This window comes from Prevotella sp. HJM029, assembly GCF_000599605.1.
Classification (GTDB): domain Bacteria; phylum Bacteroidota; class Bacteroidia; order Bacteroidales; family Bacteroidaceae; genus Prevotella.
Genome location: NZ_KK082677.1, coordinates 94,849 through 118,010, shown reverse-complemented (window position 1 = coordinate 118,010; position 23,162 = coordinate 94,849). Strand labels below are relative to the sequence as shown.

Here is a 23,162-nt window from a genome sequence, read left to right as displayed (position 1 = left end):
TTGGTGACGAGAAGATGCCCCCCCCCCCCTTGAAAATGGCTATAAATCGTATAGAAGAAAGTTCAAAAGGAGAAGAAAGTTATTTCACAGAAACATTATCTCGCATCTACATTAAGCAGGGAAGATATGAGAAAGCATTGGAAATTATTACGCAATTAAATTTGAATATTCCAAAAAAAAATGCTTACTTTGCAGACCAAATCCGTTTCTTAGAAAAATTGATAATCAATAATAAACATAAATAAAATGGGAATAATTTACACATTATTTGTCGCTTTAATTGTGTTAGCCGCTATACTTATGGTTTTTGTCGTGCTAATACAAGAATCTAAAGGAGGTGGATTAGCATCAAATTTCTCCTCATCTAATTCCATTATGGGAGTACGTAAGACAACGAATGTCGTAGAAAAAGCGACATGGGCTCTCGCTATAGCGATGGTCATTCTCAGTATTGCATGCGCTTATGTTGCACCACAGGCAACGGAAGACCACAGCGTATTACAAAATTCTGCTACAGAGACACAGACTACGAATCCTGCTAATACACAAGGATTTGGTACAGGACAGCAGATGCCTAAGGCTCCTCAAGCTCCTGCCCAATAGCGGATTTTGCCAATAGCAAGTGTAAGGGAGCTTTTTAATTGTGTCTAAGAAATGATAATATGGCACATTTTCTTTAACTCTCTACCTTGTAGAAAGCCTAAGATAGAAAGTATTTAGCTTATCTATCTTAGGCTTTTTACGTGGAACTGTTAGAGGGGATAGGACGTTTTCACGTCTGTATTATCCCATTATTTATTTTCTTTGTCTATGGCCTTAATCTTTTCCTTGGTGAGTTCCATCTCATCTTTCAAACGTTGTACTTTGCGGTTCATCTCTTCAATGAGACTGCTTCCTTTGCTGCTATTGCTATTGAGGAAGCCCAGATTGTTCTCGTAGGTGATAATCTCTTGTTTTAGATTCTCATAACGTCTAAGTAGCTTTCCACGTTCACTATCAAGTGCTTCGCTACCGCGCTTGGCCATGTCTTGCAAGTTGGTTTTGAAGTTGTCGAGATGCTTCTTGGCGATTTCAACGTGCAAGCCATCATAGAGCTTGTTGATTGCCTCGTGGTATTGCTGATAGAGCTTGTCCTTTTCTTTAAACGGCACGTGGCCCACCTTGTTATATTGCTCGACCAGCGCCTGCACCTTTTCGTGCAATCCTTCGCCGGCATCGTCCAACAAGGCTTTGAGTTGCGTGATGATGGCCTTTTTTTGCTTCAGGTTTTCGCGCTCGTCGCTATGCACGTCGGCGTGTGCCGTGTGGCGTGCTTCAAAGAATTTGTTACATGCTGTTTGGAAGTCTTTCCATAATTCATCGCCCACTTTCTTGGGTACGATGCCAATGTTCTTCCATTCTTTTTGCAGAGCAATGATTTTTTGTGTTGTTTTTTGCCATTCTGTGCTATCTTGTAAGGACACAACTTGCTCAATGAGTGCTTTCTTCTTAGCGATGTTCTCGTGGGTTTGCTGCTTTAAATTTTTGAAGAAATCGGCCTTTTGATTGAAGAATACATCGCAGGCAGCACGGAAGCGCTCGAAGATTTTTACATTCATTTTCTGTGGTGCAAAGCCTATCTTCTTCCAATCAGCTTGCAATGCAATAATTGTTTTTGTCTGTTTTTCCCATTCGGGAGGTGTCTTGTTTTCGACCTTTGCAATGGCCTCTACCTGTTCGCAAAGGGCTGTCTTGCGTTGCAGATTCTCTTCTTCTTTCGCGCGAAGATCTTCAAAATGTTGCTGATAGCGTCTGTTGATGGCTGTTGATGCCGCTTTGAACCGTGCCCAAATCTCTTCGCGAATATCTTTTGCAACAGGGCCTGTCTCGCGATATTGCTGATGGAGTTCCTGTAATTGGTGGAAAGCACTGACGACGTCTTTTTCTTCGGCCAACTTCTCGGCTGCTTCGCAAAGATGCGTTTTCTTTTCTAAATTCTTTTTGAAATCATATTCGCGTGCCTCACGATTTAAGTTTAATTGATCGTAGAAGCATTCGACATGCAGTTGATAGTTGCGCCACAATTCGTTAGCCTTCTCCGCAGGAACGGCTTTGATTTCCTTCCATTCTTGTTGCAGCTTTTTCAGTTCGTTATAATTCTTATTGGCCTCTTCGGGCGAGGCGCCCATTTCTTTGATGCGCTCAATGATATGGAGTTTTTTCTGAAGGTTTTCCTGCTTCTCGGCCTCCTGTTGCAGGAAGAGCTGTGTGCGCCGTTCCTTGATCACACTCATTTCGGCCTTGAAAACCTCTTCCAACTCATCGGGCACGAAGACGTATTTCTCGGGATCGCCGCCCTGTTCAAGATATTCACGCTGCTGCGCTTCACGTTCGGCCACGTGCATTTTGTAGAACGTTGTTTTGAGTTGATCGATTTCTTCTTTTGTGGGATTTTCGTGGTTTCCCACGATTTCTTTGAGTCTTTCAACCACTTCAGCTTTGCTGTGATAAGTCCGTTTTGCTGTTTCCTCCTGCGTTTGTGGCGCAGCATTCACTTCTTGCGGTTGTTGTTCGGCCGTTGACTCGTTCACCTTAACATTCTCTTGAGCATTCATCGTTTCACTGTTTTAGTTTATGATCTTCGTTTTTCATTGCATGACGCAATCAGAAATACCATGCAAACTTATATAAAAAAACTGTAAGTGCCTAATAATATCATCCTTTTTTCGGTTGTGATGCACGATTTTTACACTTTATATCAGTCGTTTTCGGCGCAGCAACCACCACGAAGCCCCTGAAACAATCACCGAGATGATGATGGCGATGATGAACCCCCACGAGCTGGTCTCCATGCCGTTGATGAGGTTCATGCCAAAGAGGCTCGAGATGAGCGTGGGAAACATCATGATGATGCTCACCGAGGTCAGCGTACGCATCACGGTGTTCATGTTGTTGTTGATGATGCTCGAATAGGTCTCCATCGTCGATTCCAAGATGTCGGAATAGATGTTGGTGGTTTCGCGTGCCTGCGTCATCTCAATGCCCACGTCTTCGATGAGGTCGGCATCGAGCTCGTCCACTTGCAGTTTGAACTTCAGCTTTTGCAGCAGCGTTTCGTTTCCGCGAATCGAAGTGATGAAGTAGGTGAGCGAGTCTTGCAGCCGGCTCAGCCCGATGAGGCTTTCGTTGTTCACCTCTTGGTCTAAGTTGTGTTTGGCTTTTTCGATGAGGTTGTTAATCTGCTTCAATCGTTTCAGATACCACACGGCGCTCGAGAGGAAGAGCCGGAAGATGAGGTCGACATAATCGATGAAGCCCTCACGGCGCTTTTGCTGATAGCTCACGAAATCAATCATCATGTTGGTTTCGAAATAGCACACCGTGATGGTGACATCCTTCTTGTGGATGATGCCCAGCGGCACGGTGGTGTAGGGGGTGCGCGACCTCACTTCCTTTACATAGGGGATGCGCAGAATGATGAGCATCCAGCCGTCGTCATATTCATAACGCGCGCGCTCATCGGTATCGCTGATGTCCGACAGGAAATAATCGGGGATGTGGAATTCCTGCTCCAAATATTCCTGGTCCTCGTCCGTGGGGCACGTCACCTGAATCCAGCAATTTGGCTGCCACTCTTTTTGTGGCGTTAAGTTCTGATTGATGTTCCAAAAAGTTCTCATTTCAGTTAATCTCCTTTTGCGATGTTAAGGTGTGGAGATTAGCTGCGTTGCGCTAAACTTCACGCCTATGAACCATAAGTTTCCGAATGATAATCGTCCATTAAATCTGTTGAAGTTTTCTATTTTGCTATGCAAAGGTAGGTATTTTTGCCGAATTGCGAAGCGGTTGCGAATGAAAATATGTCGGAGGAAGCCGTGAAACCACACGATTTTCCCCCTGTTAGCCTCCGTTGGCAGAAAACAACCATCGTTTTTTGACGCGCAACCCTGCAGCGCAGAAAACGGGCCACCGTTTTTTGACATGCAACCCTGCGGCGCAGAAAAAACTCGTTTTTTTTTGACGCGTGATGCTCCGTTGGTAAAAATCCCATTGCAAATTCTTACCAACTACCCTCGGGGGTAAAAATTCCATTGCAAATTCTTACCAGCTACCCTCGGGGGTAAAAATTCCATTGCAAATTCTTACCAACTACCCTCCGTTGGTAAAAATCCATTGTGAATTCTTACCAACTACCCTCGGGGGTAAAAAATCCATTGCGGATTCTTACCAACTGCTCTCGGGGGTAAAAATTCCATTGTGAATTCTTACCAACTACCCTCCGTTGGTAAAAATCCCATTGCAAATTCTTACCAACTGCTCTCGGGCGTAAAAAAAACACTGTCGTGGGGCTGGCGACAGTGTTTTGGGGAGGATGTGCGGGCTATTTAAACGTGCGTTTGCCCTGTTGCGGCTTGGGACGCACGATGATTTCGCGTTGCCGTGCCGTGGACAGCACCTTTTTGGCCACGGCCGCCACGTCTTGTGGCGTGAGCGTGCGGAAGATGGGTGCCACCTTGGCACTTTCCTCGGGCGTCAGCTCTTCGCCCGTTTCGGCATAAATGTTGAGCAGTCCCATCCACAGCGACGGATTGTCTGTGCTCGGGTTCTGCGGTGCTTCTTCGTCGACCGCCAAGGGAATCATGGCCGCTTTAAACGCATCGGCCGAGAATTTTTGTGCTTGCATCTCGTCGAGGGTTTGACGAACGAAGGCCGTCACGCGGGCAATGTGCTCACTTGCCGTCGAGAGGTGTATGCTGAAGTCTTCGTGGGCTGCGGGCTGCACGTTGTAGTTGGCTTGCACGCCGATGGTGTAGGTGAGCTGCTCTTGTTCGCGCAACACGTCGAAGCAACGGCGTTCCACCATGCTGCGCAGCACCTCGAGGGCACTCTGCTCGCGTTCGGTGAGCTTCATGTCGTTGCGCCACGAGAGTTCGATTTCGGCCATATCGTCTTCGATGTCGGCTTCAAAAGTGTGCTCGATGCTTGGTGCTTTCGAAGCGAAGTCAAGATTGTGCATCGTTGGCTTTGCCGTTTGCGATTGGCCAGGCAGTGCGGCAAGATAGCGGCAGACCAATTCGCGCGCCTGCGTCTCGGGCAAATTGCCCACAAGGCAGAAGGTGAAGCGTGCCGCATTGCCGAAATGTGCCTCGAACTGTGCTTGGAGCTTGTCCTGCTGCATCGCTTGGAAGAAGGCCTCGTTTTGCTGCGGATTGAGTGGGCTGACAGGGTAGAGCAGCTGCCGAATGGAGTCTTGCACGGCTTCCATGCCCGTAGTTGCCTTGTTGGCTTGCAAATAGCGGTTGCGCTGCAGATATTTGTCGAACACCGTGGGGCTGAAGTTTTGCCGCGTGAGCACTAAATAGGCGAAAGCGAAGAAGTTGTCGGCTTGTTGCGCGGGTGCATTTCCGCCCAGTCCGTCGGTGTAGTCTTCGAGCGAGAGCGTGAGGTTTAAATCCTTGCCTTGCAGCCAGCTTGCCAACTGGTTGCGGTTGTAACGATAGAGCCCCGACTGCATGAGTAGGGCGCGCATGGCCGTGTAGTTGGGCAAATCGTTGGGCGCCACCATGGCTTTTCCGCCCTCGGCCGATCCGGCAAAAAGAAATTGCTGTTGGGCATTGGGCAGATATTTGTAGATGACCTTTGCGCCGTTGCTCAGCGTCCACATTTTGGCTTGCAAGGTTTTGAGCGGCTTTTCGGCCACGATTTTCCCCGGTGTGATGTTGAAATCGATGAGCTTTTGGATGGGCTTTTCGGGTACAAAAGCAATGTCTGTTGGTTGGGGATGATGGAGCGCTGCGAGGAACGTCTGCTCGTTGAGATGCAGCTCTCCGGGGCGTTTCTCGTAGGTGACGAAAGCCAGATTGTCGTTGCTCAGCAGGCCGTGCAACCAGTTGTTGAGGTCTTCGGGCTCAAGCTCCACTAACATTTCGATGTTGCGATTGATTTGCGTGCGGAAGTCTTGAATGGGCAATCCCCATAGGAAGTTTTGTTTCAGCAGCATCAGCACGTTGTCCGGTGTGCCCAGTCCTTTAGCCTCCAGCACGTCTTTCATGCCATTGTAGAGGTTGTTTTTCTCGGTTTCAAATTCCTTTTTCGTAAATCCTTTTTCGGCCAGGTCGTGGCGTATAGCGAGCATTTGCTGCAACGTTTGCTGTTCCTTTCCCTGATAGGGCACAGCATCCCATGCCATTTGATAATAGTTGCGCACCAAAGGCGACAGGCTTACTTCGGCGGCAATAAATGCTTCTTTCTCGGCATTTTTGAGCATTGCAAACCGTTTGGGGGCTAAGGTGTTGAAGAATTTGGTGAAGAGAAACTGTCGGGTGCGCGCTTCTTCGGGTGCATCATCCCTCACCTCGTAGCGCTGATAAAGGCCAAATGAGGCACTTTTGTTTTCCTTGTCGACGAATGGCAGATAGAGCGGCGTCGTATTGTTGGCAATGCTCCGCACATCGGATGCAACGGCTGGCGCCTGTTGGTTGGGCAGCGATTTGAAGGTAGTGATAATGGCTTGTTCGGTTTTGTCGATGTCCACGTCGCCAATAATCGCGATAAACTGCATGTTGGGGCGATACCATTTGTCGTAGAACGCTTTCACCTCTTTGCCTTTAAAGGTCTCAAGAATGGCTTGTGTGCCAATGACATTGCGCTGCGCATAACGTGAGTGGTTGTAAACGACGGGTGCGATAGCATCGGTTATCCGGCGATCGATACCTGCACGGTGGCGCCACTCTTCGAGAATGATGCCGCGCTCTTTCTCAACATCTTTGGGCAGAATTTTGATGCCGCGACACCAGTCGCGCAGCACGAACAGCATCTGTTGATTGAGTTTTTCGTCGGTTGTGGGCACGTTGTGCACGGCATAACGCGTGTCGTCAATGCCCGTAAAGGCTTCGAACTCGTTGAGATGATTGCTGCGCAAAAAGTTCATAATGCCGTTGGGAAAGTGGTCGGTGGTGTTGAAAGCCAAATGCTCGAGCACGTGAGCCAATCCTATTTCGGCATCGTTCTCTAAAATAGCGCCTACGTTTTGGTACAAATAATATTGTGCTTCCTTCGTGTCGCTTCCATCGTTATAAATATAATAGGTCAGTCCGTTGGGCAACTTTCCCTTTCGCAATCCTTTGATGGTGGTTTGCGCTGTGAGGGTTGTGAGCACCAACAGGCAGAAGCATGTGAGCGCAAAAAGTCTTTTTAAAGCAGGTTGTGACATACGCATGTTGTCTGTTGTGTTATTTTTCGAGCAGTTCAAGTGTGGCAAGTTTTTGCTTAATGGCACCTTGCAGCATCGCTTGTGGCATCTCCATGTTTTCTAATCTCAGCGTCTCTGCAAACCCTTGGTTATAGTATTGGCGTGCCTTGTCGTAGTTTTTCAACTCACGATAAGAGTCGCCAATCATCACCATATAGTTCACACGATCCATGATGGCATCGTCTTGTGCCAGCGCTTTCTCTACCCATTGAATAGCCACTTCGTGATCTTTGGGCTTGAGAACCTTTCCTGCAGCGGCATAAAGATTTTGTGCAGCTTTTCCATAATCGGCTGCTTGGAGGTTGCTACCCATCTTTTCGAAATAGGTTTGTATGGCTTTGATGTAGCCGTCAACATCTTTATCTTTATAAAGATTGAACAGGGCATCGTTGTAGAGTTTGGCCTTCTCATAGGGATTGATAGTGGTAAGGCCGATAACATCATAGGCTTTGCCATATTTTGTTTTCACATTTTCCACATACTCCTTATACTTTGCGTTGCCTTCCTTGGCCAAATCTTCGGCAAAAGCGTCGTTGGCCTCTACAATATAATAAGCGGGTGCCTTGCCCACCGCTTTCATCCATTCGTCTAAATGGTCGTTCATCAGATCAACAATATATTGCTTGTGCGCTTTGTCGTCGCTACCCTCTAAACTCAAAATAATGCGATAGTCATTCTCGTTGATGAGCTGATTGGGGGCTTTTGCTGCGATATAGTTGCGATAGAGCTTCTGCAAGCGTGTCACCCATTTGTCGGCTTCCATGCCTTCTTGTGCCTGCAAAAAAGCTGGTGCTTTGAGCAATAAGGTTTGTTGCACGCTTAAATCATTGTTGTTGGCCTTGTATTGATTGTAGAGTTGTTCGAAGCTGACACTTTCTCCGGCCGCAATCTTTGCCGCTTCCAACAACTCGTTCTGATCCATTGCACCCATATTTACTGACAGCGCTTTGCCGTCTGGGGCGATAAAGGCGAGGGTAGGATAGGCTTCAACCTTGTAGCTTTTGGCAATATCCACATTTTCTTTCTTTTCGGCATCAATCTGAATGTTGATAAAGTGCTCATTGAAATATTGCCCAACTTCGGGGAGGGTGAACACCGTCTTGGCCATTTTGCGGCAGGGCACACACCAAACGGCATAGAAGTCGACAAAGAGTGGTTTGTTTGCTGTTTTCGCTTGTGCTAAGGCTTCTGCAAAGGTTCCTTGAAAGAACTTAATTCCTTCTGAAGTATTTGCTGCGTTATTCTGTTGCGATTGCGCATGAATTGTGAGGCAAAAGATAGCCATTAGCGCAGTAAAGAGATAGTATTTTGTTTTCATCTTCGTATACTTTTAAATGTTGATTTTATGATAAGGGCAATTCATCGTCTGTAACAACCACTTTAAACACGTTCTCTAAGAGTGCCTCGTGGTCGTCGTTAAAGATGCGGAATGTTAAGTAATAGTGTCCGTTGGGCAATTGTTTCGTCGCTTCTTGTGTTACAACAACCATTCCTCCAGCCACAGAAATCAGCTGCTCATGATAGAGTTTCATAAATAATTGAGCAGCTGCGGCATTGTCGGCTTTCACATGCGCCAGTTCATAATTAATGGGATGCGTGCCTGCTACGCCTTGAATGCGTGTTGAGACAAAGGGTATTTTTTCGATGTATTGCTCGCTGGTGGGATCAACATTGTGAAAGGCGTTGATGGAGTCGGGGGAAAACGAGGCTCCAGTTGTGCGCAGATAGCCCACCTTCATGTGGCTGCACGCTGTGCAACATAATGTAAATAGCAGTGTCATGCCTGCCATGTAGAGCATGTTGGTTTTCTTTTTCATTGTCGTTAAAAATCATTTAAATTGAAGTTATAATCTAAAGCGTGTACCACACCGGTTTGCGTTTCGATGTTACATGAGCCGACATGTGACGTTCGTGTAGTGGTAGGCGATACCAAATAAATTTGCACAGGCCCTGTTCCCGGGACATTATTATAGGGCTCCTGGAAGCTATAAATCCAAAGTTGCCGCCCCGAAGCCATCGTAAACATTTCACCTCCTTTACCGATAGGTGTAGACGTATCGGTTGATTGTGTGCCACGCTTAAAATCGTCCAACATCATGTGTTTAAGAAGCACACCATTTAAAATAAATGTTTTGCAATCGTTGATGGGAATATCAGAAACCTTTTCCAAACCATTCTTCTTTAGATAGCGTCTAATGGTGTGGTTGGTAGGACCAAAGAATGTAAAATCTTTGCCATAAGGGCTGTTGCCTTGAAAGAGTGGAATGAGGTCGGCACGTTTAGCCATCACGCGGAGCGAGTCCCAGTTATACGAGTCTTCGCCGAAATAATCCCACATCGATTTCTCGTGCTTCCCATTGGCTAAGCCCGTATCTTCAAAATTATATTGGGTGCAACTTGTAGCCAACAATGTTGCTACAAAGGCTGCGAAAAGAAGTCTTATTTTTTTCATTTGATGTTACATCTTATTTTATTCGTTATTAATTATACGCCTGCCAATAGGGTTTCTGGCGCAACCGGTTGTTAATGTTATGTCCATCTTTATCTTGCCAAGCATCTTTTGGCAACGGTAAGAAGAGTGCACCATTCTGAATTTCACGATTGGTGAGCAGTTTAAACTTTCCTTGAAGCTCGTCCTTCACATAACCATTGCGAATAATATCGGCATAACGCGCGTCGTTTTCGCCAATAAACTCCTTCTCACGTTCGCGGAAAATGGCTTTCTTAAGACCTTCGGTGTCGTAGATAGAAGGGTAGGTGAGCGCACCAGCTCGTGTTCGGATGCGATTTAAATCGGCAATGGCACTGGCATCGTTGTGCAACTTCTGATAACATTCTGCCCGCAGAAGATAGATGTCGGCCAATCGCCAATAAACATAATCGGCATCAACCGTACGATAACTCTTTTGACCGGGAGCTATTTGGTCGGGGTCCATAATGGCTACTCTGAACTTATTCATGAGAGCATAGTCTTCACCATCAACCACATGTGGCGTTCCCCAGTCGTAGAAAAAGGCTTGCAAGCGCTGGTCACTTGCATCGGGGAAAAGCTCGTCTACTGTTGTTTTGTACAGTTGATAAGTGGTGTTGGTTGGAAGATCGGCTAAAGTTTGATCTTCTCTCACAGGCCAACTGACAAAGTTTCGCGCCACTTCATTGGGCGAAGCAACATAGGCAGACCGTGTTTTGTCAAAGAGCAAACTGAAGATGGCCTCAGGATTGGGGCTCTTTTGATTTGACAGATACGTGCAAAGCTCTTCGGGACTGCTGCATAGCTGATAATTTCCAACCTGGCCGTTAATGAGCTTTGTGGCATATTCAACCGATTTCTGATAATCGGCCTGCGCATTTCCTTGCAGGTGATAGAGTTCTGTCACGCTTCCTTTCCAAGCATAAATCTGTGCCAAAAGTGCCGCAGCAGTTCCTTTTGAGGCGGTTTGTCGATTGGTGATGAGTGCTCCATTGATATCTGTTAGTTTATCAAAGGTGGGCAGCATTGCAAAGGCTTTTTGTGCATGCGTTATGGCTGTGTTCAGCACTTCGGTTTGCGAAGAAAGGGGATAGGGTTTGATTACCGATGAATTTTCGGTGATGATGGCTTCTCCATAGCGTTGTGCTAACAGGAAATAAGCTAAACCTAAACCAAACTCGGCTTGTCCCATGTGGTAGTTTCTGCGCTCCTCAGGCAGACCTTTTGCTCTGTCAATGTTATCAAGCAGCAAATTTGATTCGAAGATAATGTCATACAATCCTTTCCAAGAATAATCACTTGAAAGCACTGTGCGAGGATTCCATTCGCGCACTTGCGTGCCATCCAACAGTGCATCCAACTTTATGCCCGCTGTAGCAAAGACATAATTGTTGCCCACAACTGTATTGATGAAATATTGAATAGATGTGGTGGTTGCATTCACCTCTTTCTCGGTGTTGAAAGAATTGCTGTAGGTTAGTCCGTTCTCGGGTTGCAAATCAAGGTTGCAAGCACAGAGGCCGAAACTAACTATTGAGAGAAGTATTATTTTTTTCATACGCCTTAAAACTTTAAATTCACGCCGAAAGTAATCTTTCGGTTCAGAGGATATTGTGTACCGTCATCTTTTCCCGTGTAGGGATTAATCACCTCTGGGTCGACTCCTGAATAGTTTGTGAGCAAGAATAAGTTCTCGCCGCTGAGATAAAGATTGACATCCTTAATGAATGTTCCCTTTAGCCATTGTTTGGGCAACTGATAACCCAGCACCAATTGTTTGAGTCTGATGAAGCTGACATTCTCAATGTAGGAGTCAACATTGCCGTCGAACTGTCCAATATAATCTTTGTCGGCAAATTCTAACGATGGATTTTTGGCTTGCCTATTGGTGGGAGTCCAATAATCATGGATGTTGAAATGGTTCATCATCACGCCAAAGTCTTTCGTGAAAGTGAAGGCACTATTTTGATACATATTCATCACCTTGCGGCTGAGGGTGTAGCTAAACAGCACATCGAGGCTTAATCCCTTCCATTCCACATGGCTATTGATGCCACCATAGGCTGCGGGCAAGGTGCTACCAGCATAATAAAGGTCTTTATCATCAATCACGCCATCAAAGTTTTGATCTTTAATTTTGCGACCACCTACGCGCAATGGATTATTTACCGACTGAAAATAGAGGGGAAGCAACTTACCTGAAGCATTGCGATACATGGGAATGTCGGATGCTTGCTGCACGATGCCTTCATCTTTAAAGGTATAGATGCCATAAACCGGGCGCCCCAAGACTTTATCGTTCAAATCTTCGCCATTATAAGTCTTGCGCAGCATGTTGCGGTTGTGCGACAGGTTGAAGCCAACACTCCAATTTAAATCCTTGCGGCGGATGAGGTCGGCTTGCATTTCAAACTCAATACCTTCGTTGGAGATGGCCGAAGCATTGTCCCACATGCGCGAAGCTAAGAACACATTGCCTGGCAAGTAGGATTGCATTAGGAGTTTGCTGGAATATTTATAATAATAGTCTACCTTGAATTTCAAACGGTAGTCTAATAATTGCAAATCAAGTCCCAAATCATATTGGTCGCTCTCTTCCCACGTCAACTTTTTGTTGGCCATTGTTTCAGGGATGAGGCCTAAGGTGCCGTTAAACACATTATTCTCTTCCATCACACCGAGTGCCAAATAGGGCTCTTGGAACTTCTGTCCCGACTTACCCCATGATGCACGAAGCTTAGCAAAGCTCAGCCACCAATATTTTTTCATGAAGCGTTCCTCGCTGAATGCCCAGCCTAAACCTACTGAAGGGAAGGTGCCCCAGCGCACATCTTTTCCGAAAACGCTTGAACCATCCGAACGAATAGAAAGCTCGGCCAAATAGCGTTTCTTATAATTATAGGCCACACGTCCCAACACACTCACTAAAGCTTGTTCCTGCTTGTTGGTGAGAAAGTTTTGCGCAGCCTTCACTGTGCCCGAGGCATCGTTAATCAACAAGGGCCAACCTTCACCAGCATATTTTATGGCATTCGTCGGACCACCTTTTGCTGTTCCGCTAAGGTTCTGCAGCAAATCATAATTATAGGTCATGCCCGCCATGAGTTCTAACTTCTGTTCGTGGGGCAGATTGAGATTATACGTGAGGATATTCTCGGTTTGAATGCCTGTCATGGCGATGTTCGAGCCTTGCACCTCCGATTTTGAATCATATTTCAGATAGTCGGGCGTGAACATATAAATGCGCGTGAAATAATGGTCGAGTGAAGCCGTCGACGAGAACTTCAGCCCTTTAAGCAGTGTGTAAGTAAGGCCGCCGCTCAAGCGCACGTTGTAATTCGAATTGGTTTTATCGATGTCGCGCAGCTGTTTCAATGCCTCACGTTCGGCCGTACTACCTTTTCCGGGCAAAAGGGTTGATGTGAGTTTCGGGTCGAAGGTCAGTCCTTGTGCACGCCCCATGTCCGAACCGGCCTGCTGCGTGGCATAGGATAGATTGATGCGTGTGAATGCACTGAGCTTGGTTGATAAATTAAAGTCAAGGTTGCTCAGCAAACTGTATCGACGGAAATTCGAACTAATCATGATACCCGTTTCGTCGTATATACCTGCATTGACCATGAACCGCATGTTTTCGGTGCCGCCAGCCAATTGCACATCACCCTTTGTCACACGTCCCAATCGGAACGCATATTTCCACCAGTTGGTTTTATTGTTGTAAAAGCTGTTGAGCGAGTCTTGTGCGATGGCAGGCAAACGGCGATCGCCCTCAACCACTTTACCATTGCGCCACAGATAGTCGTAAGCACCATCGTAATCGGCATCCCAACCATAACTATCTTTGTAGGAATGTGGATAAATCAAGCGGTCGGTGAGGTAGTCGTAGTGCGCCGCACGCTGGTTTCGAGCCAAAAGCAAGGCAATGTCACGCTCGCCTTTACCCAGAATTTGTTTCGGAGTGGCAGGCAACCACGAGAGCGATTGCGACGCACTCACATTCACTTCAGTGCGCCCGGTTTTGCCTTTTTTGGTGGTAATCAAGATGACGCCATTTCCTGCGCGCGAACCATAGAGCGAAGCCGAAGCCGCATCTTTCAACACTTGCACCGACTCAATGCTCGAAGGGTCTAAGCTCGACAGCGGATTGATGCCGCCCGTAAGCGTTGATGAACTGCTCGAAACAGGGATACCATCAATCACGAACAGAGGGCTGCCGTCGTTGATGCCTTGCTGATTGAGCGAACTAAAACCGCGAATGGTGATGCGCGAACCACCACCACCGGGCGAACCCGACATGTTGGTGACATCAACGCCCGACATGCGCCCTTGCAACAGATTTTCAATGCTTGCCGTAGGTGCCTTTTGCAAATCCTCAGCCTTCACCGAGGTGATGGCCCCCACCTGCTCGCGCGTGTTGCGTTTGCCGTAAGCTATCACCGACACCTCGCCGATGGTATAGGCCGAAGCCGACAGCACAATGTTCATTGCCTTGCCCGCCGTGTAGCGCAAAGTCTTTGTTTCATAACCCACGCTCGACACCGTCACGTTGCCTGTTTCTTGATTAACAGGCATAGCGAATTTTCCATCGGCATCGGCAGTAGTGCCTTGCGTGGTGCCTTTAATTTGCAGCGTGGCAAACGGCACCGTTTCGCCCGTTTTGTCTTTCACCACACCTTGCAGCGTGAATTTTCCTTGTGCGGCTTGTTGCATCTTATACACCTCGATGCTTTTGCCTTCCACGCGATAGGTGAACGCCGTGTTGGGCAGCAACCGCTCCACAGCACTCAGCTCGTCGACATCTTCCAACGAGATGGTGAGCAGCAGCGTGTCGTTCTTCACATCGTCGGTATAGTGAATGGCATAATCGCCCTTTTTAGCGATGAAATCGAGGATGGCCGCCACAGGCTTATCCTTAAAAGAGATAGAAAAATGTTTGCCCATTACTTGTGCCTGCGCATCGACACTGGGTGCGAGCAGCAGAGCGACAAAGCAAACAAGTGCAAGGAGCAGCGAACGCCCTTGCAAAAGGGATTTGGCATAATCATTCATTACGTTCTGTTTTATTTCAAATAGGAGCACTTTCGAGGCCATGTGCAGGTTTTAGCGTTGTGGGCACATCACCAAAGTGCGTTGCAAATTTAGCGATATATTTTTTATTTTGCAAGTGCATTTGTCGTTTTTTCGGGAATAAGCCGTGGTCACAGCCTCGCTTTTTATATCAAACCATGCGGCGTACCCTACGCCGCGAAGAACTGACCAAAAGAGTGTGCGGCGTACCCTACGCCGCAAAGAACTGGCCCAAAAAGTGTGCGGCGTACCCTACGCCGCAAAGAACTGACCAAAATAGTGTGCGGCGTACCCTACGCCGCATAGAACTGGCTCAAAAAGTGTGTGGCGTACCCTACGCCGCATAGAACTAACCCCAAAAGTGTGCGGCGTAGGGTACGCCGCACACCTGTGCTCATGTGGCAACTTCGGCGCAATTACACCTCCTGCCCTTCGCACCCTACGTCTCATGGTGTGCCTACCGCGTAGCGGTTGTACTTTCTTTCATTGCGCCCTAACGATTTCACAAACAATCGGGGGCAGAAATGCATCACGCACTCCTACCCCCTTATTACTCTAAATGAATTTCTTTATACTTTTGACATCATCGCAGCCGAACGATGGTTGCCGTTAGGGTTGCTTGAACGATTCGAACTTTGATACTGAAAGGCCATCGCAATTGATGTGTGTGTCAACAGGGGAATAGTCTATCTTAATCACGTCTTTGTCGAAATATTGTATAGCACATGGTGAAGCACTATCGTTAGAGATGGGGAATGTAACCTATATTGTAGGGAGTCGCAAACAACCTATAAAAAATATATATCCGCCCGCGTTTACATGATTTGAATCACTTCTTGCATGTCGTCGATGCCTTTTAATTGGGTGATGATGGTTCCCACTTCGTTTCGGTTGTGCACCCGCACGTCAATCTTCCCCTCGAAGATGCCTTCGTTGGTCCCAATGCTTACGTTGCGGATGTAGAGGCCTAATTGTTCGGAGAGCACCTCGGCCAAATCGCAGAGCATGCCTTGGCGGTCGATGCCTTTGATTTGTATGGTTGTGTCGAAGAAGAGGAGGTTGTGCATGTCCCATTTTGCATCTAAAATGCGATTGCCATAGCTCGATTTGAGCTTGCTGGCCACGGGGCATGCGCGCTTGTGGATTTCGATGTGATTGCTGTTGTCGATGTAGCCCAGAATGTCGTCGCCCGGGATGGGGTGGCAGTAATTGGGGAACACATAGGTGTTGATGTTTCCTTCGCTGATGAGTACGGGCTTTTTCTTTTTGAAATCGGCTCCCACGGTGAACAGCTTCGAGAGTTTGTTGGTTTTCTCTGTGGTTGCAGTGGCTTTCTTATCGTGGAGAAAGGGCACGTAGCGTCGCCATGTGGCGGTGCTTTTCTCTTTGACATCTTTACCCAAGAGGTAGTCGAGGTCTTGGTCGCCTAAGATGATTTGCTTGTTGCCGATGGCAGTGAAGAGTTCATCGTGGTGTTGTAGATGGTGCAACTCAACCAATTTATCCAACACCGATGACGTGAGTTCTAATTGGTTGCGTGTGAGCCAATCGGTGAGTGTCTCTTCGCCTTTGCGCTGCGTTTCGCGCTCGTCGCGTCGCAAGATAGCTTGTATTTTAGCACGTGCCTTTGCAGTTGAAACGAAATTAATCCACGAGGCTTGCACGTGTTGCGCCTTGCTGGTGAGAATTTCCACTTGGTCGCCACTGTTGAGCTTGTGGCTCAGTGGCACCAACTTGTGGTTTACCTTTGCGCCGATGCAGTGACTTCCTAAGAAGGTGTGAATTTGGAAGGCGAAGTCTAAGGCTGTGCAGCCTGCGGGCATGGTTTTGATTTCGCCTTTCGGAGTGAAAACAAATATTTCGGAGGCAAAGAGGTTGAGCTTGATGCTGTCCAAAAAGTCCATTGCATCGGGCTGTGGATCGTCTAAGATTTCTTTAATGGTGCTCAACCAGTCGTTGAGCTCGTTCTCGTCTTCGCTATATTCGGCTCCGTCTTTGTATTTCCAATGTGCGGCAAATCCTTGTTCGGCAATTTCATTCATTCTGTCAGAACGTATTTGCACTTCAATCCAGCGTCCTTGCTTGCTCATCAAGGTCACGTGCAAAGCTTGGTAGCCGTTGGCTTTGGGGTGGTTGAGCCAGTCGCGCAAACGGTCGGGATGGCTCTTATAGATGCGACTGATGGCCACATAGATGTTGAAACATTCGTTGATTTCTTCGCTACGCACTTTGGGTTCGAAGATAATTCTTACGGCGAGAATATCATAGATTTCTTCGAACGTTACGTGCTTATTTTGCATCTTATTCCATATAGAATACGGACTTTTTACGCGCGCTTTAATCGTGTATTTCAGTCCCATTTGGTCTAAGGCCTCCCGGATGGGCTGTGTGAATTGTGCGAATAGCTCATCGCGCTTTTCTTGTGTCAGCGCTAATTTGCTTTTTATCGCGGCATATTCTTCGGGATGCTCATAGCTGAAACTGAGGTCTTCGAGCTCTGTCTTTATCTTGTTAAGCCCCAAGCGATTGGCCAGCGGTGCGTAGATGTAGAGCGTCTCACCTGCAATCTTATATTGTTTGTTGGCAGGTTGCGATGCCAATGTGCGCATGTTGTGCAGGCGATCGCAGATTTTGATGAGGATGACGCGGATGTCATCGCTCATCGTGAGCAGCAATTTTTTGAAGTTTTCAGCTTGTGCCGAAGCTTTGTCACCAAAAATGCCACCGCTGATTTTGGTTAACCCATCAACAATTTGTGCAATTTTAGGGCCAAAGATGTTTTCGATGTCTTCAATGGTGTAGTCGGTATCTTCGACAACATCATGGAGTAGGGCAGCACAAATGCTGGTTGAGCCGAGCCCCATCTCTTCACAAGCGATTTGTGCTACGGCGATGGGATGCATGATATAAGGTTCGCCCGAAAGGCGCTTGACGCCTTTGTGGGCTTGCTTGGCAAAGTTGAAAGCTTTGGTGATGATTTCAACTTTCTTACGATGTCGCGAAGCCAAATAGGTGTCTAAAAGATGTTGAAAGGCTTGGGTTACCATTTCTTCATCCAACATTTCGCGACTCATCTCCGTCAGTTCATGCTCACTCATGCTCATAGTTTCTTTTTGATTATTTCACTTTAAGCTTTTTGCCAGCGCGAATGTTACTGCCTTGAATGCCGTTCAACCGTTTTAATTTAGCAACCGAGGTGTTGTTGCGTGCCGCAATTTCAGAGAGTGTGTCGCCTTCTTTGATGGTAACACTCTTAGAAGCTGTTTTTGCGCCCCTCTTGTTCTTAGCATGTCTGTTTTTACCTTTTCTCGCTGAAGCGCTATGCTTGTAGGCGCGTTTATAGCGCACGATAGTAGGTTCTTCATCGTTAACCTCTACCTCTGTTCGCTTGGCGTTGATATCGGTTGGCGCATAATTGTAAATAGCATCTTCATTATCGATGAATTTTGTCACCAACATGGCTGGTAAACGTAGCGTAGAAGGGCGCCAACTGCCATTGATCATGCTGCGTCGATATTGGGGATTGAGCGCGGCAATCTGGTCGATGTCGATACCTAATCCATGCGCTATTTGCTCGAAATATAAATCGCGTTTAATTTCAACAGTATCTGTTTTTGCGGGAAGCTCGGTCAGCATGGGGCATATATTATGCTCGCAATAGTAGTTCATAATATAATTAGCTGCAATGAATGCGGGCACATAACCACGCGTCTCTCGAGGCAGATAGGGATAAATTTGCCAATAATCGTTTTGCTTTGAGCGATGAATGGCTTGATTAATTTTCTCGGGACCGCAATTATAGGCAGCTATCACCAAATTCCAATCGCCATAAATCTTATAGAGGTCACTCAGGTAGTGTGCTGCTGCATATGATGATTTCACAGGGTCTCTCCGATCATCTACCAAAGAATTTACGGTCAGACCGTAGCGCTTTCCGGTGTTGAGCATGAACTGCCATAATCCTGTTGCGCCCACACGTGAGACAGCTCGTGGATTCAAGGCAGACTCGATGACAGGCAAATACTTTAGTTCTAATGGTAAACCATAGGCTTCTAAAGCTTCTTCGAAGATGGGCATGTAGAAATTCTGTGCACCCAACATGTAGCTGACCGACCGTCGCAGTTGACCGCTATATAAGTCGATGAACTTTTGTACGACATCATTATAAGGCATTTCGATAATGGTTGGGAGCTTGCTTAAGCGAAGCTTATATACCGAAGCGTCATAAACCGGATTTATATCGGGCAGGTTGCACGTTGTGTCGGGACGTAGATAAGTTTTGGTGTTGTATAAGTGCATCAAACTGTCTAACTGCATTGTCATGGCCTCTGGAAGGTCGATGACTTCCTTTTTCCCTTTTGCATTGGTGACGGTAATTTCAGTTTCGTCATCATGCGTCTCATTTTCATCTACAACTTGTGCCTGCATCGTTACAACGGGGAGAGACAAAAGTGTGAAGACTAATAAATAGAGTTTCTTCATTTTAAATTATTCTTTCTTATTCTTGTGCATGTAGTGTGCCTTATTGTCTTGCCGTTTAGAAGGTTAAACTGCAATGTAATCCAACTCCTGAAGTTTGTAGTGGATTAGATGTTGCACCCGTTTTAATCACAGCGGGTTCTACACGCAAACTTAAATCATTTGAAATATCAAATTCGGACAAAGAAGCATCTACGTAAGCATCAATGACCGAGAGCGCGTAAACGCCAATCATCGTGAAGATACTTAAATCACGCCAGCGCCGATAGCGTTCCTTTCGGCTTCTAAAGAGTTCTTGATAGCGCGCTATGTTGGAGCTGTTGATGGTTGTTCCTAAATGGACAAACTGTTTATAACTGGCTGTTGTGGGGTCGTTGTCCATAATGTCCATGTAGGCTTGTGCATAATCGCGATACATTTGGTTGTTCCATTGAATAGCATAAGCACAACCAACCATGCCACCATAAATAATAGGTAACTTCCAAAACTTCTGGTTATAAATTTGTCCTGCGCCAGGCAGGATGAGCCCAAGCCATAATGCTCGTTTGGGATTGGGTTTCCAAGTGGCCCAATCACGCTTCGCTCTCTTATGAGGTTGTTGGTTTTGGATGGACAGTTTTGTGCTATCTCTTTGCGTTAGAGTAGCATAAGGGGCATTTTGTTGCAACTCGGTTGCGGCAGCAATTGCAACTTGTTCTTGTTGTGCCCATGACCTTGTTGGTAATGCAAATAGTACAACAATCGCGATGACGGGATAAAATTTTATCACCAACTATTCCTTTCCTTTTAGTTGTCCGAAAATGCTTAATAAGCGCTTCAAGTCGTCTTCATTGGCAAATGGGATGCTAATTTTGCCCTTCCCTTTAGCCGAACAACTCATTTGCACCTTTGTGTTTAAACAGTTGGTGAGCATTTTTTTTGCTTCGTTCAATGGCTCAGGTAGTTGGTTCTTCGCTACAATTTTCTTTTTCCCACTGTCTATATCTTCGCCGTTCTTTAATGCTTGCGCCAATTCTTCAACCTTTCTTACCGAATAGTTATGTTTTTGAATCTCTTTAAACACTTTTATTTGCAAAGAAGGACTATCGATAGAAAGGAGCGCACGTGCGTGCCCCATATCGAGTTCTTTCTTTTGCAAAGCCATCTGAATTTGTGCGGGTAATTTCAGTAGGCGCAAATAGTTAGTGATAGCTGTGCGGCTTTTTCCTACGCGTTCAGACACTTTCTCTTGTGTCATACCGCTTCCTTCTAAAAGGTGCTCATAGGCTAAGGCGATTTCTATAGCGTTTAAATCCTCACGTTGAATATTTTCAACGAGCGCCATTTCCATCACATTTTCGTCTTTGATAGTGCGAATGTAGGCAGGGATGGCTTTCAATCCAGCCAATTGTGAAGCTCTCCAGCGTCGCTCGCCTGCGATGATTTCAAACCGATTATCAGAAATCTGGCGTAGTGTTATGGGCTGAATGATGCCGATTTCTTTTATGCTATGCGCTAAATCTTGTAATGCTTCTTCGTCGAATTCGCGGCGCGGCTGGTTGGGGTTTGCCTGAATTTGTTCAATAGCGATTTCATTAATTGTCGACGAACCTTGTGTTCTAACAGCATCGGTTGAAATCAGAGCATCAAGTCCCCGTCCCAGTGTATTAAATTTTTTATGCACTGCCATTGCTTTTCCTTTTATGATTACGGTGTTTACTTATGCGTTTTTATTGATAATTTCCTTTGCCAATGCCAAATGGTTCTTGGCGCCGGTGGAGTCTGCGTCATACAAAATGACGGGTAGTCCGTGGCTCGGGCTTTCGCTGAGTTTCACATTGCGTTGGATAACGGTTTTGAACACTAACTCTTGGAAATGCCGCTTCACCTCATCGTAGATTTGATTGGCCAAACGCAAGCGGCAGTCGTACATGGTCAGCAAGAAGCCTTCAATCTCCAATTGCTGGTTGAGCTTGCTCTTGATAATTTTGATAGTGCTCAATAGTTTGCTGATACCTTCCAAGGCAAAATATTCACATTGTACGGGGATGACCACAGAGTCGGCCGCCGTTAGTGCATTTACCGTGATGAGTCCCAAGGAAGGACTACAATCGATGAGGATAAAATCGTATTCATTTTTGATGGGGTCTAAGAGATTCTTGAGTACCCGTTCACGATTTTCTAAGTTCAACATTTCGATTTCGGCTCCTACTAAATCAATGTGGCTTGGGATAATGTCTAAGCCTTCAATATCGGTTGTGTAGATGGCATCGCGCACATCGGCGTGGTCGATGATACATTCGTAGAGCGAGCAATCAACCTCTTTGGTGTCAACTCCCAAACCACTTGAGGCATTGGCTTGCGGGTCGGCATCGACTACCAATACAGATTTTTCTAATGTAGCTAACGAGGCAGCTAAATTAATGGTTGTTGTTGTTTTACCGACGCCACCTTTTTGATTGGCTAATGCAATTATTTTTCCCATTTCTAAGAACGTTGTTTTGCTCGCAAAGGTACATATTTTGGGCGAGAATCACGATAAATAAACTTTTTTTTAGTACTTTTGCGGCGAATTCAAAACAGATAGAATGGCACAAAATCGCCCCTTTATTTTAATTTCCAATGACGATGGTTATCATGCCAACGGCATTAAAACATTGGTTTCATTTTTAAAAAATCAGGCCAACCTATTGGTGTGTGCACCCGAATCGGGTCGATCGGGTTTCTCGTGTGCTTTCTCGGCAGATGTTCCTTTACGCCTTAAGCAGCGCCACAATATGGGAGAGATTGAGGTGTGGTCGTGCAACGGAACACCAGTTGATTGCATAAAGTTGGCACTGAGCGAATTGTGCAAAGTGCGTCAACCTGACCTCATTCTCAGTGGCATCAACCATGGCGATAATGCCTCCGTTAATCATCATTACTCGGGCACCATCGGCGCAGCCAAGGAGGGTTGTATGAAGTATATTCCTTCGATTGCCTTCTCTACTTGCAATGATGATGAGGATGCCGACCTCAGCTATCTGCAAAGCGACGTGCTCACAATAGTGAAACGAGTGATGCAGGATGGCTTGCCCAAGGGAGTTTACCTCAATGTGAACTTCCCTTCACAGCCACCTTTCAAAGGTATTAAAACCGGTCGTATGGCTTATGGGAGTTGGGTGAACGAGGTTGAACGATTTACGCATCCCCGCAATTACGATTATTTTTGGATGGCTGGACATTATCAGAATGACGAGCCAACGAGCGAAGATACCGACCAATGGGCGTTGAGGCATGGATATGTAGCTGTCACACCCCTGAAAATAGATACCACCGACTATTCGTTTTTACAGAAAATACACGATTGGGACACCCATCGTTAACGCAGCACATGAAATATTATCTTCTTGTGGGCGAGGCCAGCGGCGATTTGCATGCTGCCGAACTAATGAAAGCATTGCGGCAGTGCGATGCCGAAGCTCAGTTTCGTTTCTTTGGTGGCGATAAGATGCAGGCCGTTGGCGGCACATGTGTGAAGCACTATCGCGAGTTGGCCTATATGGGTTTCGTGCCCGTTTTGCTTCATCTGCGCACCATTTTTCGCAATATGGCGCAATGCAAACGCGACATTGTGGCCTGGCATCCCGATGTGGTTATCCTAGTGGATTATCCAGGTTTTAACCTCAGCATTGCGAAGTTTCTAAAACAGCATACGACTATCCCTGCTTACTATTACATCTCACCCAAGATTTGGGCGTGGAAAGAATGGCGCATCAAAGCCATTCGGCGCGATGTGGCCGAATTGTTTTCCATCCTGCCGTTCGAAGTAGATTTCTACGAGCGAAAGCACCATTTCCCTATTCATTACGTAGGCAACCCCACGGTCGAGGAGGTGGAGGCTTTTCGGAAGGCTCATCGCACCACAGCTGAAGCGTTTGCCGCACAGCATAGGCT

General features: G+C 46.5%; 16 protein-coding genes and 1 pseudogene. 4 read left to right on the top strand and 13 right to left on the bottom strand.

The genetic code is table 11. From position 1 onward, the window contains the following. Positions 1–245, top strand: a pseudogene (locus tag X919_RS16740) (tetratricopeptide repeat protein); the annotation flags it as partial. Positions 246–252: 7 nt separating this feature from the next. Beyond that, positions 253–603, top strand: coding sequence for a preprotein translocase subunit SecG (secG, locus tag X919_RS0113495; protein WP_028900566.1), 351 nt, complete (start codon positions 253–255; stop codon positions 601–603). A 188-nt stretch (positions 604–791) separates the two neighbouring features. Here the strand turns inward: secG and X919_RS0113490 are convergent, their stop codons facing one another. From X919_RS0113490 to X919_RS0113425, 13 genes are all read right to left on the bottom strand, one after another. Then, on the bottom strand, positions 792–2,594 hold the full coding sequence (locus X919_RS0113490) for a DUF349 domain-containing protein (RefSeq protein ID WP_028900565.1): 1,803 nt from the start codon (positions 2,592–2,594) through the stop codon (positions 792–794). A gap of 138 nt (positions 2,595–2,732) precedes the next feature. Then, positions 2,733–3,659 (bottom strand): magnesium transporter CorA family protein, encoded by a 927-nt coding sequence (locus tag X919_RS0113485; RefSeq protein WP_004379170.1) that lies wholly within the window; start codon positions 3,657–3,659, stop codon positions 2,733–2,735. A gap of 701 nt (positions 3,660–4,360) precedes the next feature. Then, the gene (locus X919_RS0113475; RefSeq protein WP_172642745.1) at positions 4,361–7,198 is read right to left on the bottom strand and encodes a M16 family metallopeptidase; all 2,838 of its coding nucleotides are present in this window, start codon (positions 7,196–7,198) and stop codon (positions 4,361–4,363) included. A gap of 13 nt (positions 7,199–7,211) precedes the next feature. Further along, positions 7,212–8,549 (bottom strand): thioredoxin family protein, encoded by a 1,338-nt coding sequence (locus tag X919_RS0113470; protein ID WP_028900562.1) that lies wholly within the window; start codon positions 8,547–8,549, stop codon positions 7,212–7,214. Positions 8,550–8,574: 25 nt separating this feature from the next. Continuing rightward, positions 8,575–9,048 carry a hypothetical protein gene (locus X919_RS0113465; protein WP_028900561.1) on the bottom strand — a complete coding sequence of 158 codons (474 nt, stop codon included), beginning with the start codon at positions 9,046–9,048 and terminating at the stop codon, positions 8,575–8,577. A gap of 5 nt (positions 9,049–9,053) precedes the next feature. Beyond that, positions 9,054–9,683, bottom strand: a complete 630-nt coding sequence (locus tag X919_RS0113460; protein ID WP_028900560.1) for a hypothetical protein — start codon at positions 9,681–9,683, stop codon at positions 9,054–9,056. A gap of 28 nt (positions 9,684–9,711) precedes the next feature. Continuing rightward, positions 9,712–11,259: a RagB/SusD family nutrient uptake outer membrane protein gene (locus tag X919_RS0113455; RefSeq protein WP_028900559.1), complete on the bottom strand. Its 1,548-nt coding sequence runs from the start codon at positions 11,257–11,259 to the stop codon at positions 9,712–9,714. Between the two features lie 5 nt (positions 11,260–11,264). Beyond that, positions 11,265–14,750, bottom strand: a complete 3,486-nt coding sequence (locus X919_RS0113450) for a SusC/RagA family TonB-linked outer membrane protein (protein ID WP_155949735.1) — start codon at positions 14,748–14,750, stop codon at positions 11,265–11,267. An 833-nt stretch (positions 14,751–15,583) separates the two neighbouring features. Beyond that, complete coding sequence (locus tag X919_RS0113445) at positions 15,584–17,866, bottom strand: RelA/SpoT family protein (RefSeq protein WP_028900557.1); 2,283 nt, start codon at positions 17,864–17,866, stop codon at positions 15,584–15,586. 19 nt (positions 17,867–17,885) lie between these two features. Next, on the bottom strand, positions 17,886–19,250 hold the full coding sequence (locus tag X919_RS0113440) for a lytic transglycosylase domain-containing protein (protein ID WP_028900556.1): 1,365 nt from the start codon (positions 19,248–19,250) through the stop codon (positions 17,886–17,888). A gap of 55 nt (positions 19,251–19,305) precedes the next feature. Further along, positions 19,306–20,019, bottom strand: coding sequence for a DUF5683 domain-containing protein (locus X919_RS0113435; RefSeq protein WP_051502544.1), 714 nt, complete (start codon positions 20,017–20,019; stop codon positions 19,306–19,308). Then, positions 20,020–20,916, bottom strand: a complete 897-nt coding sequence (locus X919_RS0113430; RefSeq protein WP_028900554.1) for a ParB/RepB/Spo0J family partition protein — start codon at positions 20,914–20,916, stop codon at positions 20,020–20,022. It abuts the gene before it with no gap. Positions 20,917–20,946: 30 nt separating this feature from the next. Beyond that, positions 20,947–21,711 (bottom strand): ParA family protein, encoded by a 765-nt coding sequence (locus X919_RS0113425; protein WP_028900553.1) that lies wholly within the window; start codon positions 21,709–21,711, stop codon positions 20,947–20,949. Positions 21,712–21,814: 103 nt separating this feature from the next. Between X919_RS0113425 and surE the strand changes: the two genes are divergently transcribed. Further along, positions 21,815–22,591, top strand: coding sequence for a 5'/3'-nucleotidase SurE (gene surE, locus X919_RS0113420; RefSeq protein ID WP_028900552.1), 777 nt, complete (start codon positions 21,815–21,817; stop codon positions 22,589–22,591). Between the two features lie 8 nt (positions 22,592–22,599). Next, positions 22,600–23,162: lipid-A-disaccharide synthase (locus tag X919_RS17345; protein ID WP_371212596.1), on the top strand; the 563-nt coding region annotated here is incomplete at its 3' end.

What these genes read in the sequence shown, in the direction of transcription:
- X919_RS0113490 (WP_028900565.1), bottom strand. Translation starts at nt 2,594, where the DNA reads ATGAATGCTCAAGAGAATGTTAAGGTGAACGAGTCAACGGCCGAACAA.
- X919_RS0113485 (WP_004379170.1), bottom strand. Translation starts at nt 3,659, where the DNA reads ATGAGAACTTTTTGGAACATCAATCAGAACTTAACGCCACAAAAAGAG.
- X919_RS0113475 (WP_172642745.1), bottom strand. Translation starts at nt 7,198, where the DNA reads ATGCGTATGTCACAACCTGCTTTAAAAAGACTTTTTGCGCTCACATGC.
- X919_RS0113470 (WP_028900562.1), bottom strand. Translation starts at nt 8,549, where the DNA reads ATGAAAACAAAATACTATCTCTTTACTGCGCTAATGGCTATCTTTTGC.
- X919_RS0113465 (WP_028900561.1), bottom strand. Translation starts at nt 9,048, where the DNA reads ATGAAAAAGAAAACCAACATGCTCTACATGGCAGGCATGACACTGCTA.
- X919_RS0113460 (WP_028900560.1), bottom strand. Translation starts at nt 9,683, where the DNA reads ATGAAAAAAATAAGACTTCTTTTCGCAGCCTTTGTAGCAACATTGTTG.
- X919_RS0113455 (WP_028900559.1), bottom strand. Translation starts at nt 11,259, where the DNA reads ATGAAAAAAATAATACTTCTCTCAATAGTTAGTTTCGGCCTCTGTGCT.
- X919_RS0113450 (WP_155949735.1), bottom strand. Translation starts at nt 14,750, where the DNA reads ATGAATGATTATGCCAAATCCCTTTTGCAAGGGCGTTCGCTGCTCCTT.
- X919_RS0113445 (WP_028900557.1), bottom strand. Translation starts at nt 17,866, where the DNA reads ATGAGTGAGCATGAACTGACGGAGATGAGTCGCGAAATGTTGGATGAA.
- X919_RS0113440 (WP_028900556.1), bottom strand. Translation starts at nt 19,250, where the DNA reads ATGAAGAAACTCTATTTATTAGTCTTCACACTTTTGTCTCTCCCCGTT.
- X919_RS0113430 (WP_028900554.1), bottom strand. Translation starts at nt 20,916, where the DNA reads ATGGCAGTGCATAAAAAATTTAATACACTGGGACGGGGACTTGATGCT.
- X919_RS0113425 (WP_028900553.1), bottom strand. Translation starts at nt 21,711, where the DNA reads ATGGGAAAAATAATTGCATTAGCCAATCAAAAAGGTGGCGTCGGTAAA.
- surE (WP_028900552.1), top strand. Translation starts at nt 21,815, where the DNA reads ATGGCACAAAATCGCCCCTTTATTTTAATTTCCAATGACGATGGTTAT.